Below are 13791 nucleotides of genomic sequence, written 5' to 3' on the forward strand. Positions count from 1 at the left end.
ATCCCCAAATCGTTTTTGTATCTTTGCACTTATGAATTTTTTCGTGTCCAAGAACAGCCTTCATAATGCCTGCGCCCCGCTATCCGCACTGTTTTTCGCCTTGTCGCTAGTCTCGTGCGCCGGCAGCGGCGCCCCCCTCACCGAAAGCGGCCCCGAGGGCAGCGACAGCGGCTCCGACGGCTATTACGACGACTACGGTTCCGGCAGCACCTACAACAACCCAGCAGACTCACAGGCGGGCGGCAAAAAGGGCGCGTCGGCGAGCATCAAGGGCGGCAAAATCGACACGCGCGGTTACTCCTTTAAAATCCCGGACGGCGGCTGGAGCGTGATAGGCGGCGACGACGGCGCCCCCTACGAGTTCTACAACGCGACCTCGGGTCGCAGGGCAGTGCTGGTCGAGGTGGAACTCCCCTCGGGCGAACCGCTAAGGCTCATGGACCGTGCGCAAATGGAAATGCAGACCTACGAGGCGAGCGGCAAAAAGGCCACCCGCGCCGAAACCTACCCGGAGGAGGCGTTCGGGGTCACGGGCGCGTTCTTTGACGTGGCGGGCAAGCGCTACGAGACGCCCTACGAGGCGGTGGGACTTGTGACCGGAGCCGGGAACCGGGTCTACTCGCTGAGCCTCTCGGCGACCGACGTGGCTCTGGACGAGGGTGCACTCAAGGACGAGTGGAAGGCGTTTTTCGCAGGCTTCGAGCTCAAGGAAATCCCGCAAGAGCAGGGCCCCGAACTCTCGCCCGAACGCGTACAGCAATACACAAACGACGCGTTGGGCTACAGCTGGAGCGTGAAGGACACCCTTTGGCACTACTGGATGGGGATTGCCCGCCAAAACGAGGACCCCGACCTGGTGCTCAGCAACAAGGCCGAGGACATCTCGCTGTTCGTGTACGGCGTGATAGTGCCGAGCGAGGAAGTTAGCCAGCAGGACCTGTTCAAGGTGCTTTTGGTGCGCCTAGGCGTGGACCCCAACGAACCCAGCATGGAAGTCCGTCGAGTGAAGGTGGGCGACCGCTACGCGCAGGAATTCACCCTCACCCACACGGTGAACAAGTTCGACTTCACCTACAAGGGCCGCTACTTTTACGATGACGGCCGCGGTATACTAATCGCCACCTGGACCCAGGGAATCAACCAAAAGAAATACGCGAAGGTGATGGACCACGCGGTAGAAGGCCTCGCCGTGGGTGCAAAGCCCGCCACCGAGCCCACCGACACCGAGAGCGCCAAAAAACAGCGCAAGTTCAACGCGGCCATCATGAGCCAGGTGGGCATTTTGCGACTCATCGAGAACCAGCCACTGGTGGCCCTCAGCTACTTTGAACGTGCCAACAAGATGGACCCCGAGGAACCGCTCTACCTGATCAACTGCGGGTTCGTTTACCAAATGAAGGAGCTTTACGGCCCGGGCATCAGCTACTTTACGAGCCAGATGGAACTTGTGCGTAAGAACGGCAAGCTGCTGAGCATATTGGGCGAAATGTACGAGGCGCTGTTCGACTACGGGCACGCTCGCGAATGCGCCGAAGGAGCGCTGCGCTACACGCCCAACAACCCCGAATACGTAATCAACCTATCGGACGCCCTGTGGGGCCTGGGGCAACGCCACCAGTCGCTCATGGTGGTGCAGCGCCTGTACGACACGCAGCCGAGCAGCCGACTGGGCGTATACCTCGCCAAGACCTACATGGGGCTGGACCAGTACGCCGAGGCGGTGGACGTGCTTTACGGCGTACGCGGCCGCTTTGGCATGAGCAAGGAGCTGGGCGAGACCCTGACGGACGCGCTCGTGTTCTTGGGCCGCTACGAGGAGGCGCGCGCCATTAGCGAAGAGACGCTCGCCAAGGAGAAAAACGATTACAAGCTGTGGACCATGCAGGGCAAAATCCTCTTTTACAGCCGCAACTACCGAGACGCCGAAAAATCCCTCACCAAGGCGCTCGCCCTCAAGGCCGACAACGAAGAAGCCAAGAGCTTTTTGAGCGCGACCAAGGCGTTCCTCGGCAAGGCCGACAACAAAACCCTGCAAAAGCCGATCACCCCGGTGGAGGAACGCACGCACGACCTCAAGTCGCTATTGCGTCCCGATGCCAAGAAGGCCGGCGTGGAGGGAGACTTCCCCGCGGTGGTGCACTACCACAAAGAAATGCTCAAAGCGGCCAAGGGCTCAAGCGACAAGGGCTTTAGCTGGACCCGCAGCGAAGAGATGCTCATGGAAGTGCTGGACCAACGCGGCTCGGCAATTTACCGCGAGTTCACCTTCGACTTTTTGCCGGGATTCGACCGCATTTACCTGAACGCGCTCGAGGTCTACGACAGCAACTGGAACCTCAAGCAAAAGGTGAACCTCTCGGGCGCCTACATCACCTACGCCACCGAGATTGGCGGCGGCAACGAGAGCCAAACCGCGCACTTCCCGCTGCAGGAACTTGCTCCCGGCGACTTCATTTATTTGCAATTCAGCCGCACGAACATCGAGAACAAGGGCATGATTCCCTACACCGACTTTATGAGCAGCAAGGACGTTCCCGTGGGCGAAAGCATCTTCCGCATTTACGCCGACACCACCAGGTTCGTCACCGAAGAATACGGTCCGCTCGAAAAGAAGAACATCAAGGGCGGTGTTGAGTGGAAAATCGACAACCCTGTGGTGGTGCGCAAGGAGCTCTACATGCCTGTGTACCGCGACTTTGGCGCAGGCCTCATGCTCACGGGCAAGCAAGAATGGGCCGCCGTGGGTGAAGATTACCAGAACCTGATCAAGCACCAGTTCAAGCAGGCCGTGAGCGTGCGCGAAAAAGCGTTCGAGGTGCGCGGGAGCCGCCTGGGCGACGAGGCCGTGAAGGCGATTGTGCGCTTTGTGCGCCACGACATCCGCTACCGCGATGTCCGCTTCGGCGGTCATAGCCTTATCCCGCAGACCGCCGAAGTGACACTCAAGGAGCGTCGTGGCGACTGCAAGGACATGGCGCTCTTACTCAAGGAAATGCTGCAGGCCATCGGCGTCAAGAGCTACCTCGCCGCCATCCACCTCACCGAGGAAGGCTTCGAGCACCTCCCCACCATCCAGCAGTTCAACCACATGATCCTCTACATCCCCAAACAGGATAAGGTGAGCGAGATGTGGGTTGACGCAACCGACAAGACGGGTAACGAGCGCCCCGTGCCGCTCGACATGGAGGGCAAGGTCGCCCTCGTCATTGACGACGACAATAGCCGCGTGATGACGACCCCGATTTTGGAAGACAACCAGGAGCACCAGATCGCCATTGACCACCGCCTGTACATTGCAGACGACGGCACCTGCGAGTTCCGCGACTCGGTGGCGCTGCAGGGCAAGTTCGCAAGCACCATCCGCAACCGCTTTTATGGCCGCGAGACCAAGGAACAGGAGCAGCTGCTCGAAGACTTCATGGCCGCCGGCGTTCCCGACGTGGGCATCAGCAACATCAAGATCGAGAACCTGAGCGAGTTCAACAAACCGCTCGTGCTCATCACCACCTACACTTCCAAGGGCTACTTTGGGCAGGGCGGCTCCGAACTCAAGGGGCGCTTCCCCAACGTGTGGGAACGCAGCCTGTTCAAGCTCCCAAAGGTCGCCAAGCGTCACCACCCCATCCGCATGCCGCACGAGACGCAGTTCAGCTACAGCCTTACCGTCAAGGCGGCCAGCGGTCGTACCGTAAGCATCGTAGGTCCCAAGAAGTTCCAGCGCACGCCCGACTACGTGAGCTTTGAAAAGGGCAAATCAAGCAGCAACGGCAATGTCGCCGAGTCGAGCATCAAATGGACCACGTTCGCCCTGTACGCCGACCCAAGCGAATACGAAAAAATCCGCGAGGAATGGAACTACCTGCTGAGCGAAACCAGCCCGATGATTGTGGTGAAGTAGGTTTGAGGAATGAAAGCATTAATTCTATCTGACATTCACGGTTCCGCGATTGCGGCCCGTCAGGCACTTTCGTTTTTCGAGAAATTCAACTGCGACAAGATTTTTTTGCTGGGCGATACGCTCTATCACGGACCGCGCAACCCGCTCCCGGCGGGCCACGGCCCCATGGGGGTCGTCGATGCGCTTGCTCCCTACAAGGAGCGCATCGTCGCGGTCCGCGGGAACTGCGATGCAGATGTCGACCTGATGATGCTCGACATGCCCATCGAGGATGAATTCGCCGTCGTGAAAGATGACTGCGCAGGCGCTACGCCCGCAGAAACGACGCTGTTCCTGAGCCACGGGCACATCTTTATGCCGGAATGCTTCCCGACAGATGCGCTCCACACGCTCGCCCCGAACGACCTGGAACTGAACGGCAGAAAGATAGACGCCTACATCTACGGGCACACGCACATCTGGAAATGCGAGAAGAACTTCAAAGGCGTATTGCTCGTGAATCCGGGTTCCACGAGCCTCCCCAAGGGCGGGAACCCGCCGACCTTCGCCCTCTACGAAAGCGCGACCGCAGCCTCTCCCGCCAAATTCAGCATCCACAGGCTCGACGACGGCAACGAGCTCGCTTCAGCCGAGATTTAACAACCACTTTTTACTAACATTTAAGCCATGGTCTTAAACATCATTTGGCTCATCTTCTTCTTTGGTGCGTTTATCGCGTGCATGGTGCAGTGGATCGCCTTCGGCGACACCCAAATCTTCAACAAGACTATCATGGGCGCGTTCGACATGTCGAAAACCGCGTTCGAAATCGCCCTCGGCCTCACGGGCATACTCAGCCTCTGGCTCGGCATCATGAAGATTGGCGAAAAGGCGGGAGCCGTACAGATTCTCGCAAAAATCGTCTCCCCGCTGTTCAGCAGGCTCTTCCCCGAAGTTCCGAAAGACCATCCGGTCGTGGGCACGATGCTCATGAACATCAGCGCGAACATGCTCGGACTCGATAACGCGGCCACCCCGATGGGCCTGCAGGCGATGAAGCAGCTGCAGGAACTCAACCCCAACGAAGACAAGACCGTCGCAAGCAACTCGCAGATTATGTTCCTCGTGCTCAACGCGAGCGGCCTTACGCTCATCCCGGTGAGCATCATGACGTACCGTGCCCAAATGGGAGCGGCAAACCCGAGCGACGTGTTCCTCCCAATCCTCCTCTCTACGTTCTTCAGCACCATCGCGGGCATCATCGCCATCAGCTTTTTCCAAAAAGTAAAACTCAAGGACCCGGTGACGGTCGCCTGGCTTGGCGGGCTTTCGGCCTGCGTCATCGCCATCATGGTCTACTTCAGCCACCTCACCGCAGAAGCCATCGGCACCACGAGCCTCTTCATCAGCGGAATCGTGCTACTCGGCCTGATTGTCGCATTCATGGCCCTCGCCGTGTACAAGAAGGTGCAGGCCTACGAAGCCTTTGTCGAAGGCGCCAAGGATGGTTTCCACACGGCAGTCATGGTCATTCCCTACCTGGTCGCCATCCTCGTGGGTGTCGCCGTATTCCGTTCTAGCGGAGCGATGGACCTGGTCATGAACGGAATCTCGTGGGTTCTCGCCTGCTTCGGAATCGGCAACGACGTAGTTCCCGCTCTCCCCACCGCATTCATGAAGCCCCTGAGCGGAGGCGGTGCACGCGGCATGATGATCGACGCCATGAAGACCTTCGGTGCAGACAGCTTTGCCGGGCGCCTCAGCAACATGTTCCAAGGCGCAACCGACACCACGTTCTACATCATCGCAGTTTATTTCGGTTCCGTGGGCATCAAGAAGACGCGCCACGCCCTCACCTGCGCACTCATTTCCGATGCCGTGGGCATCATCTCGGCAATTGCAATCGCGTACCTGTTCTTCCCGCCTACTTAATCTCGAGAGGTGGCGACACCACTCTGTACATATTTTCTGAACCCGCGAGGAACCACACGCAAAAGCCGAAGATCTTCCGGCAAGAATGGCTCGGGTTTCTTAATCATCCGTATTAGCTTTTCCGCGATAGCCTCGCTCGCCGCGGCATGCGCTTTTCCGTTCCAGTGTGAATCAGTCCTCCAGAAAATCTCTTCCGGGACTCCGTTAAGATTCCTGCAGCGAATTTTGGAAAAATGGTCTTCTAGATTGACAAATTGAATGCCGTTTAGGAGGAATCTATCAAAAAAGCCGTCATATCGGATATTGAATCCATCGTCCCATTGCGAATTCCTGTTCGGAGGCATCACGAACAGTAGGCGCGCGCCGAAAGTCCACGCAAGCGAATCGAGTTGCCGGAGGTTCTTCATAAGAGCCGCATTTTCCGGTGCAAAGTCCGGGCCAACACCAACCACGACGGAATCCGGAGAATAAAGGAGGTGGTCCGCAACCTCCGCCATAGCCGGCAGGGGTTGTATCGTACCGTCATACGCCTTTATCATGGGGCGACGCCAGACCTTCGCATCGGGATGCCTGTCCCTGTAGAGCGCATAACGCCAGGTATCGGTCAACTCACGGATTTCGGCCACCGGCGGGAACCTGCGCAGCTTGAAGTCGACTGTTCCCGGAGCCTCAAGGAAGGCGCGACGGCGGATGCGCTTGACTTTCGAACCAAGACCCTTGCCCTCGTTCCAGGGCGCCACGTCACCATAATCGAATACCGCATTCGCACCGAAGTTCGCATACACATTGCGTTCGACACATTCCACCACGATGACTTTCGGAGCGGGCATCCCTTCCTTCGCGCGGGCAGCGGCGAGCGCAAAGAGCGATTTCGGGGAGCCCTGCAGGTCGATGTAATCCACCGCAGCAACCTTACCCACGCCCGCTTCAGTTAGTTTGTCCGAAACCGCCTCGGGCAGAGGCTTGTGGCCGAACTGCACGCGGCTAAAACTGTCACCCAGCCACCACACGATACCCGAATCGAGCGGCGCGGTATGCACGCTTTCGTCGGGATGATACGGCTTGTCGACAACTTCCTCGTACTGCTTGACGGAGGTGAGCCTGAAGAGGTCTCCCCTGCCGGTAAACCACTGCGGGAACGCCCCGCTAAAGAAAATCACGAGCAATGCAATGGAAAGCAGGCCGAGCCCGCGAACGCACCAGAGAGCGATTTTAGTCTTAGTATCCATCGTCGCTCCTAGAACTGGAAGTAAATGAAGCCCTGCCCGCTAAAGCGGCCGAGGAAAATGATTGCCAACAGATAGACAAGGCTCCAGGTCCAACGCCACGCACCGGGTTCATCACCCACGACAGCACCACGCGTACCTCCACGGGTAATAAGCGCCCGTGCGCCCCAAATCGAAAGCCCCACGGCGCAACTGACCAGCACGGCACGGGGCACGGCAACACCGCCCCAAATTGCGCTGCGAAACGCATCCACCACATCGCCGAACGAACCAAAATTAAAGAGCGCCGCCATGTAGTTGACCCACGATGCGAAATCCGGCGCACGGAACAAAGTGAAGAACAGCACAACAAGCGCAAACGTCTTGATGCGACCGAGCCACGGGTGCTTTACCGGGAGTTTTCGCCACGGGCGTTCCAGCACATACGCGACACCGTGACACACGCCCCACGCCACAAAAGTCCATGCAGCGCCGTGCCACAGCCCGCTCAAGAAAAATACGATAAGCACGTTCACTACCGCAAGCGGACGCCCCTTGCGCGAACCGCCGAGGCTAAAGTACACGTATTCGCGGAACCAGCTCGTGAGCGAAATGTGCCAGCGCTTCCAGAAGTCGTAGATGCTTGTCGCTAGCAGGGGCGCGTTGAAGTTTTCCATCAGGCGCACGCCAAAAATCCGCGCGATGCCGATAGCGATATCCGAGTAGCCCGAGAAGTCGAAGTATATCTGGAAGGTGAAACACACGCCCGCAATGGCAAGGTCGAGCGGCGACATTTGCATGGCATACCCGGCAGCGACCTGGTTGAACACCGCATCTACGAATACGCCCAGGTGGTCTGCCAGCACCGCCTTCTTGAAGAAGCCCTGCATAATGCGGAACATGCCCGTCTGCAAATCAGCAACATCGAAGCGATGCTCAAGGGCAAGTTGTGGCATCAGGTGCGGGGCACGCTCGATCGGGCCGGCCACCAGCTGCGGGAAGAACGTCACATACAGCGCGTAATTCGCAATGTTCCTGCATGCAGGGATCTTCCCGCGATAAACGTCTATCACGTAGCTCAGGCTCTGGAACGTGTAGAAAGAAATGCCCATCGGGAGCAGCAACTTGGGCAGGTTCAACGGCATGCCCATCCACGGGGCGACAAGCGTGTTCCACGTTTCCTCGAAGAATCCCAGGTACTTGAACGCAAACAGAAGCCCGAGATCAAAGCAGAGCGAAACTACGAGTGCAATGCGGCGCTTAGGATTTGTGCCGGATGAACCATCCGCACTCCGGCCAAACCTTTCGATAAAGCGCGCCATAGTGTAGTCAACGCCGATAGTCGCAAGGATAAGCGCAAGGTACTCGGGGCGCCACACCGCATAAAAGTAGAGGCTCGCACCGAGAATCAGTACACGGCGGAACTTACCGCCCCAGGCATTCTCCCTGCCCACGGGAACCGCGTAGTATAGCCCTACGACAGCGACCGCAAACAGAATGAAATACCAGGAATGGAAAAGCACGCTACTTCAAGACTCCGGTCGCCTGCGCAATAAGCACGCCGATATAGCCCACGTAGGCAACGAGAAATACGGTACCCTCGATACGGTTGATGCGGCCAATGCGCTTTCCGTCGGCACCAATCTTGCTTCCGCGCATGGGAAGGCAGAACACAAAGAGCAAAACCGTAAGTGCCGACATCACCGGCAAATCGCGGCAAATCACCATCGATTCGATTTTTTCCATCGGCGAAATCGTCGAGGCGATACCCACGACAGCGAGTGTGTTAAAGAGGTTCGAGCCAATGATATTGCCCACGGCAAGGTCGTCCTCGCCTTTGCGTGCCGCGGCAATGGAGCTAGCCAGTTCGGGGAGCGAGGTCCCCACGGCCACAATCGTAAGGCCAATGAGCAAATCGCTCACACCGAGCGCCTGCGCAATCTCCACGGCGCCCCACACCAGGGCACGGGAACTTGCCACCAAAAGCAAAAGCCCGAGCAAAAGCCACAAAAGGGACTTGCCCAGCGGCGCCTTCTCGGCGGGATCGTTTTCGAGGATGTCGGTATCGAGGAACTCGCCCTTTTTTTTGGCGCGCAGCTCACTCCAAATGTTAAAAACCATCACGGCTGCAAAAAGCAAAAGCAGAATCACGCCGTCAAGGCGGCTCACGGAGCCATCCACTACAAGTAACACCGCCACGGCGGTAATCGCGATGAGCACCGGCAAGTCACGCTTGAGGGCACTCTTTTTTACAATGACCGGAGTGATGAGCGCGGTCACGCCCAAAATGAGAGCGATGTTCGCTATGTTCGAGCCGTAAGCGTTGCCCAAGGCGAGCGCCGGATTTCCCTGCAAGGCAGAAATCGCCGAGACGACCATCTCTGGAGCCGAGGTACCAAAGCCCACGACCACCATGCCAATCAAAAGGGTGCTCATGCCGCAAAAGCTGGCCACGCCAACGGCGCCGTCCACAAACTTGTCGGCACTCCACACTAAAATGATCAAGCCAAGAACAACGGCTACAACAGGAAGGACCATAAACTAGAACGGGTAGATAGAAAGACCAATCATGAAGGAAGCCGACGAGAGATCATCCAGTTTGAACATCTTGAGGTTGCTGTTCTGGCTCACGTCGTACATGTCCGAGAGGCCCATGTTGAAGCGGAAATCCATGCCAACATACTGGTTCGCCTTCAGGGCAAAGCCAAACACAATGTTCCAGTCCAGCATCTCGCGGTTTTCCTTGTCAATCATGTCGAGCTTGCTCACGCCGCTGCCTTCAAGATCCACGCGGAATTCATCCTTGATGGGAACATCCAGTTCGGTACCGATGTCAAACGAGAACGAAGAACGCGGTCCCTTGAACGAGAAGAGGAGCGGGATGTCGATCTTGCTCTGGGAGAAGCGCACCTTGGCATTCACGCAATCGGAATAATCCCTGCAAACGTAACCCGAATTCTTGGCAATGCTCTGGTCGTAGGCCACGCCAATCTTCAAACCCACGGTGTATTCGTTCAACGGAACCACCACAAAGCCGCCTGCGCGCCAGGCCATGCCCGAGTAGTCTTCGATTTCGTCGCGGTAGTAGGAATCGTCGTAATCGCCACTAATGATGTAAGAACCAATGAATCCCTGGATACCGAACGAAAGCTTCATGGGAACAAGACCGCGAAGTTCGTCAAAGCTCACCGAATCCTTTCCCGGCTTTTGAGTGACATAGACCACATGCACAGGCTCGGAGCGGTTCGCGTTCGGATCCTCGTACACCGGCTGGTAAATCACCTTGGTGGTCTTAGTCTCGGTCGGGGCCGGAGCGGCAACAGGAGCCGATTCTGGGGCCGGGGTCGGGGCGGCGCCATCGCGTACGGCCACCGGGACGGCAGCTTCTTCTGCAGGGGCGGCAGCCTCTGCTGCAGGGGTGGCGGCCTCTGCTGTGGGGGCGGCGGTTTCTGCAGGGGCGGCGGCAGGCGCCGGTTCAGTTGCAGCGGGAGCAGGCTCCGCGGCAGCCGGGGCGGCGGCAGGCGCCGGTTCCTGCGCCATCACAGCCGCGGCCATAGTCAATACAGCAGCAATGGATTTCATTTTGATATTCATGATTCACTCCATTTTAAAGTTTTCCATTAGTTATTATAGCAAAAATATTAGATTTAAGGCATTATGAAATTGAATATAGTCTCCAAAGAATCGGGCAAGGCAAACGCCAACACCCTCTTTTTCGTAAAGCAGTCCGTGCAGTTCTCCGCCGTCCTCAGTGAAAATGGCGAAAAGCAGGTTGAATCCGTTCTCAAGGGCGTCGGCGACGGCGTGTTTGAAGACCTGGAATTCCTGGAAATCGACAACAAGCCCACCTTCTTTGTGGACGCCGCCAAGGAACGAGGCATAAGCGGCCTCGACCACCTCCGCATGGCAGCCTTCAGGCTCGCGAACCGTGCCGCCCAAAAGCAAATCCCCGTCGTGAGCCTCATGCTCGCCGACGCCGCCGACGAACAATTCAAGGCGATTGCCCATGGCCTCCACTACGCCGACTACAAGTTCGACGCGTACAAGTCAAACAAAAAGAATCGCTTCCAGGTGACGTTCGAAATCGTTGCCGGCGATCGCGCCGCCAGTTTCAAGCAAATCGCCGCCGATGTCGCCATCGAGCAAAAGGCTGTCACCCTAGTCAAGAACCTGGTGAACACGCCCGCGGCGGACCTCACCCCCGCCGACTTCGTCGAGAGGGCAAAGACCGTCGCTAAGTATACCCCCGGCCTCTCCATCAAGGTCCGCGACATCAAGCAACTTGAAAAGGAAGGCTTCATGGGCCACGTGACCGTCGGCAAGGGAAGTTCCCGCCCGCCGTTCATGGTGACAATCAGCTTCAACGGTACCGGCAAAAGTGCCCGCACCTCCAAGGACCACCTGGTGATTGTCGGCAAGGGACTCTGCTTTGATACCGGTGGTCTCTGCCTCAAGCAAGCCAAAGGCATGGGCGAAATGATCAGCGACATGACCGGCGCCGCAACCGCGCTCGCCGCCATCCAGGCCATTGCCGAGCTCAAGCTGCCCGTCAAGGTGAGCGCTGTACTCTGCCTCGCCGAGAATGCCATCGGCAACAAATCCGTGCTGCCGGGCGACATCTTTACCGCCAAGAACGGCAAGACCGTTATGGTCGACAACACCGACGCCGAAGGCCGCCTGGTGCTCAGCGACGGGCTCGCCGAAGCAGGCCTCATCGGGGCGACCCACATCGTTGACCTCGCAACCCTCACCGGAGCGATGGTTCGCGCCCTGGGTTACGCCGTCGCCGGATTCTTTAGCAACGACGACGACCTCGCCCGCGCCGTAATCAACTGCGGTGAAGCAAGCTGCGAAAAATTCTGGAGCATGCCGCTCGAAGAAGAATACGCCGACGCCCTCAAGGACAAGTTCGCCGACCTCAAGAACACTGGCAGCGACGCCGGCGCCATCAGTGCCGCCCTCTTTTTGCAGGAGTTCGTCCCCGAAAACACCGCCTGGGCGCACTGGGACATCGCGGGTACAGCGTTCGTCACCAAAAAGTGGAAGTACACTGAATACGGAGCCACCGGTTTTGGCGCACAGACGCTCATCGAGCTCGCCCGCCGCATGGTTGGCGGTCTCGCTCTAAACGAAGGCGAGTACAAGACGGTTTAATTACTTACGGCAAGGGAGCTGTTTCCAGAACTCTTCGTCGACAATGCAGTTCATGACTTTCGAGTTCGGCCCGCAAACGGGGATTTCCTTGACGGCGTAAGAATACATCTCGTTTTCATTGCCCACTGCCCAGACCCTTTGGCGTTGCGTATCGTAGCACGCTCCCTTCAAAATTGTCTTCACTCCGGCACCATCGTTGACCTTGGTCATCGCCACATTATGCATAAACTTTTGCGGACGTGCAAGAATGCCTTGGTAAAGAATCAACGTATCGGCAGGGGCATCTGCCGCTTTCACTAGAATATCGACATCACGAGTCGTGGATCCAATAATGGGTGGAATCCAGAAAATCGCAACGGGCCAAAGAACTCCGCCCAAAAAAACCATGCCCGACGCCAGAATTCCCCCAACCGCCCATCCCGTATAGACGGCCGCGCCATTTTCGTTGCCTACAGAAACCGTATCGTCATATACGACTTGCCCAAAACGCATCACTTGCAAGTGATGTTTGCCTTCGCGAACAACCACTCCTGTAGAATTACCTCCCATAACCGACGCATAAAATTTCCCATCCACATATATATCGTAACTGCCTTTTTCTTGAGGCAGTTCAACCCCGATTTTTGCGTCATGGATATTGGTACAACCGCTAAACGCAAAAGCCAGTACCAGGAGCAAAAAGAATTTCTTTAAACGCATACCACTCCCTCCCTACATCCAAAAGCCCAAGGAGGCGTTCAATACCATAACGGGATCCTTCCCGCCAAAAAACACCATGGGGCCGGCAGACGCCTTCACATGGTCGCCAAGCCAAACCGAGGCACCACCATACAGGCTGTAAAGCCACGGGAACCGGAACGTCAAGTTATCCCCATTCAAATCCGCCACCGCCCCCCAAGGTTCATACGACAAGAACGAAGCCGTCAAGGCTAGGCGATTCCAAAAATAGATGGAACCATAAGCTCCCAGGTCCGCATAAATCCTCGTTTGACGATCTTGCCCCACTTGATTGGAATCAACTCTAGGTTGTTGTGTATAACCCATATCGGTATGGGATGCAAAATAACGGTTGTACAAGTATGTTCCCTTTTCTTTGCGACCACCAAAACCACCATATACGCCCGCTTCCCAAAAACTCCGGTTCGTACCATAGGCAAACCGGAAGAACGGGTACGGATTCAAAATGATCGACAAATCGACCAAGGCTTTCTCGTGCTTGTACATCCAATCAAAGGTGGCAGAGAAATGCATTCTCTCGAACTTGTAGAAAAAATCCACATCGCTCGAAGGCATGACCAAATCCACCCCTTCCACATAGGCGTCGTTCTCGTAGTGTCGCGACCCGCTAAAGGTCTTGCCTTTGTTGCTGACGTCCATCTGGATTTCACGATCCTTGGCGTAATTGAACGAAGCGGAGGCCCCAAAGAGCAACGTCTTTTCGGGGACCTTTTTACCCGCCCCCTTAAAAGGCTCGTTCACGGGAGCCGTAAACGTACCCTCCAACATTTCAACGTCGACCGATGATCCGCAGCCCCACAGCCAAAACATCAAAAAAACACACAAACAATACAATGAATAACGATTCATACCAGCAATATATATAAATTACTCTTAAGATTATTT

General features: G+C 56.8%; 10 protein-coding genes. 4 read left to right on the plus strand and 6 right to left on the minus strand.

Features of this window, described 5'->3' with window-relative positions; all coding sequences use genetic code 11:
* Window positions 1-31 precede the first annotated feature (31 nt).
* The 3 genes from BUB55_RS08980 to BUB55_RS08990 are packed head-to-tail and all read left to right on the plus strand — an operon-like array spanning window position 32 to window position 5809.
* Window positions 32-3898, plus strand: a complete 3867-nt coding sequence (locus tag BUB55_RS08980) for a DUF3857 domain-containing protein (protein ID WP_073190126.1) — start codon at window positions 32-34, stop codon at window positions 3896-3898.
* 9 nt (window positions 3899-3907) lie between these two features.
* The gene (gene yfcE / locus BUB55_RS08985; RefSeq protein ID WP_073190127.1) at window positions 3908-4537 is read left to right on the plus strand and encodes a phosphodiesterase; all 630 of its coding nucleotides are present in this window, start codon (window positions 3908-3910) and stop codon (window positions 4535-4537) included.
* A 27-nt stretch (window positions 4538-4564) separates the two neighbouring features.
* Window positions 4565-5809 (plus strand): nucleoside recognition domain-containing protein, encoded by a 1245-nt coding sequence (locus tag BUB55_RS08990; RefSeq protein ID WP_073190129.1) that lies wholly within the window; start codon window positions 4565-4567, stop codon window positions 5807-5809.
* Here BUB55_RS08990 and BUB55_RS08995 read toward each other — a convergent pair.
* Genes BUB55_RS08995 through BUB55_RS09010 form a run of 4 tightly spaced genes read right to left on the minus strand, consistent with a single transcriptional unit; the run spans window position 5806 to window position 10608 of the window.
* Window positions 5806-7038 (minus strand): hypothetical protein, encoded by a 1233-nt coding sequence (locus BUB55_RS08995; protein WP_073190131.1) that lies wholly within the window; start codon window positions 7036-7038, stop codon window positions 5806-5808. The genes BUB55_RS08990 and BUB55_RS08995 overlap by 4 nt on opposite strands.
* Before the next feature lie 8 nt (window positions 7039-7046).
* Window positions 7047-8537 (minus strand): MBOAT family O-acyltransferase, encoded by a 1491-nt coding sequence (locus BUB55_RS09000; protein ID WP_073190132.1) that lies wholly within the window; start codon window positions 8535-8537, stop codon window positions 7047-7049.
* A gap of 1 nt (window position 8538) precedes the next feature.
* The gene (locus tag BUB55_RS09005; protein WP_073190134.1) at window positions 8539-9552 is read right to left on the minus strand and encodes a calcium/sodium antiporter; all 1014 of its coding nucleotides are present in this window, start codon (window positions 9550-9552) and stop codon (window positions 8539-8541) included.
* A gap of 3 nt (window positions 9553-9555) precedes the next feature.
* Window positions 9556-10608, minus strand: coding sequence for an outer membrane beta-barrel protein (locus BUB55_RS09010; RefSeq protein ID WP_073190136.1), 1053 nt, complete (start codon window positions 10606-10608; stop codon window positions 9556-9558).
* Between the two features lie 63 nt (window positions 10609-10671).
* On the opposite strand from BUB55_RS09010, the gene BUB55_RS09015 reads away from it, so the two are divergent.
* Window positions 10672-12168 (plus strand): leucyl aminopeptidase family protein, encoded by a 1497-nt coding sequence (locus BUB55_RS09015; protein WP_073190137.1) that lies wholly within the window; start codon window positions 10672-10674, stop codon window positions 12166-12168.
* Here BUB55_RS09015 and BUB55_RS09020 read toward each other — a convergent pair whose 3' ends face one another.
* Together BUB55_RS09020 and BUB55_RS09025 are read right to left on the minus strand one after the other, a co-directional pair.
* Complete coding sequence (locus BUB55_RS09020; RefSeq protein ID WP_143152985.1) at window positions 12169-12867, minus strand: hypothetical protein; 699 nt, start codon at window positions 12865-12867, stop codon at window positions 12169-12171.
* A gap of 12 nt (window positions 12868-12879) precedes the next feature.
* Window positions 12880-13755, minus strand: coding sequence for a hypothetical protein (locus BUB55_RS09025; protein ID WP_159431955.1), 876 nt, complete (start codon window positions 13753-13755; stop codon window positions 12880-12882).
* Window positions 13756-13791 lie beyond the last annotated feature (36 nt).

Origin of the sequence: Fibrobacter sp. UWP2 (assembly GCF_900141705.1) — a bacterium.
In the GTDB taxonomy this organism is placed as follows: domain Bacteria; phylum Fibrobacterota; class Fibrobacteria; order Fibrobacterales; family Fibrobacteraceae; genus Fibrobacter.